Raw genomic sequence first — 1,984 nt, 5'->3', positions numbered from 1 at the left:
CGCCGCTACGAAGGCCGGCTGTGGTTCCCGATGGTGGATTACGAGACCGCCGAGGTGACCGGCACGTCTCAGACCGTGCTGGGCGGCTATCTGGCCGGGCTGCTGGGGCAGGTGGGTCGAAAGGCCGAGGGCGACGATTTCCTGGCCAGCTACACCGGGATGCAGTCGCGCTACATGATCATCCCGGAATCGATCGATGTGACGACGGGGACGGCCCGCGGCAAGCGCACCGGCCTGCGCCCCGAGTTCGCCGACGCCTGTCTGAACCTGTGGCTGGGCGACCGGGACGAGCGGTACCGGTCGCTGACGGCGCTGCACTATCGGAACATGAAGGACACCTCGAAGGCGGCCTACGGCTACACCTCGCTGGCCGACATCACGACCCGGCCGATGACCCAGGGCGACAACTGCCCGGGCTACTGGTGGTCGGAGCAGATGAAGTACTACTACCTGATGTTTGCCGAACCGAAGCGGGTGGACCTGGACAAGCTGGTGCTGAGCACGGAGGCGAATGTGCTCAGGGGGTTTGTGAGGTGAGGATCACCTCCCCATTCGCGTAGGCGAATGGGGAGGACAGACCGCGCAGCGGTCAGGAGGGGGCGACTCGGTGCCTGACGGTTTGAGCTATACGCGCGCCAAGGCTTTCCGGCGGAAGATGACACCGCCGGAGGCGCGTCTGTGGCAGTGGCTCAGGGCCGGGCGGATGCGAGGGCTGAAGTTCAGGCGACAGCATCCTGTCGGGCCGTACATTCTCGACTTCTATTGCGCCGAGGCGAAGCTGGCGATCGAGGTCGACGGGTCGGTGCACGACGGCGCTGAACAGGCCGAGCATGATCGGCGCAGGACGGCATGGCTGAGCTCCACGCGCGGCATTCGGGTCATCCGGTTGCGGGCGACCGCGGTCAGGGATGATCTCGGCGGGGTGCTCGACTTCATCCTTGAGGTGGTGCGGGAGAGGCGGGGCGATCGGTGAGGCCGGCGCCGCCCCCTCCTGGTCGCTGACGCGACCTGTCCTCCCCATTCGCCTTCGCGAATGGGGAGGTGAATGTCAGTACCCCGTCATCGAATACGGCCGCGCCTCCGCCCCGACGCCCCATGTCATGTTCGGCTCCGCCCCCATCACGAACCGCAGTTCCCCGCCGGCCATGATCTCGTCATGCCCGATCCATGTCCGTTCCAGCGGCTGGCCGTTCAGGGTCACCGACTGGATGTAGGGGTGGTCGTCGGCCAGACCGTCGGTGACGATGGCGAACCGCTTGCCGCCGGGCAGGTTCAGGACCGTGCTGTCGGTGAACGGACGCCCGATGACGTACTGGTTCGAGCCCGGCGTGACCGGATAGAAGCCCATGGCCGTGAACATCAGCCAGGCCGACATCTGGCCGACGTCGTCATTGCCGGCGAGGCCGTCGGGGCGGGCGTGGTACTGGCTTTCGACGATCTGCTTGAGCCGCGCCTGGGTCCGCCACGGGGCGCCGGCGTGGACATAGGCGTAGGCCGAGTGGTGGCTGGGCTCGTTGCCGTGGATGTACTGGCCGATCAGGCCCGCGATGTCCTCGGCGTGGGAATAGTCCAGACCGGTGTTGTCGTAGTCGAACATGGCGTCGAGTTTGGCCACCGCGGCCGCGTCGCCGCCCATGGCCGTGATCAGGCCCGCCATGTCCTGCGGGACGAACCACGAATACTGCCAGGCGTTGCCCTCGGTGTAGTCCGATCCGTAGTTGATGGCGGTGGGGTCGAAGGGCGTGCGGTAGCTGCCGTCGGCCAGACGGGCGCGGACGAAGCCGGTCTCGCGGTCGAAGGTGTTGCGCCAGTTGCCGGCGCGGCGGTCGAATTGGGCGGCCACGTCGCGGCGGCCGAGACGCTCGGCCATGCGGGCGATGGTCCAGTCGTCATAGGCGTATTCGACGGTCTTGGACGCGGCCTCGGGCTCGCGGTCGATGGGGACGTAGCCGAGGTCCATATAGTCGCCGAGGCCGCCGTAGGG

Annotated in this window: 3 protein-coding genes; 2 read left to right on the top strand and 1 reads right to left on the bottom strand. The window is 67.2% G+C overall.

Annotated elements, in window-relative coordinates:
* Nucleotides 1-537: glycoside hydrolase family 47 protein (locus V6M42_RS11435; protein ID WP_332678559.1), on the top strand; the 537-nt coding region annotated here is incomplete at its 5' end.
* Between the two features lie 70 nt (nt 538-607).
* The gene (locus tag V6M42_RS11430; protein ID WP_332678558.1) at nt 608-973 is read left to right on the top strand and encodes an endonuclease domain-containing protein; all 366 of its coding nucleotides are present in this window, start codon (nt 608-610) and stop codon (nt 971-973) included.
* Nucleotides 974-1,048: 75 nt separating this feature from the next.
* Here V6M42_RS11430 and V6M42_RS11425 read toward each other — a convergent pair.
* Nucleotides 1,049-1,984: glycoside hydrolase family 92 protein (locus V6M42_RS11425; RefSeq protein WP_332678557.1), on the bottom strand; the 936-nt coding region annotated here is incomplete at its 5' end.

The sequence above is a fragment of the Brevundimonas sp. genome (assembly GCF_036677305.1).
GTDB lineage: Bacteria > Pseudomonadota > Alphaproteobacteria > Caulobacterales > Caulobacteraceae > Brevundimonas.
This window is presented reverse-complemented; position numbering and strand designations above follow the sequence as displayed.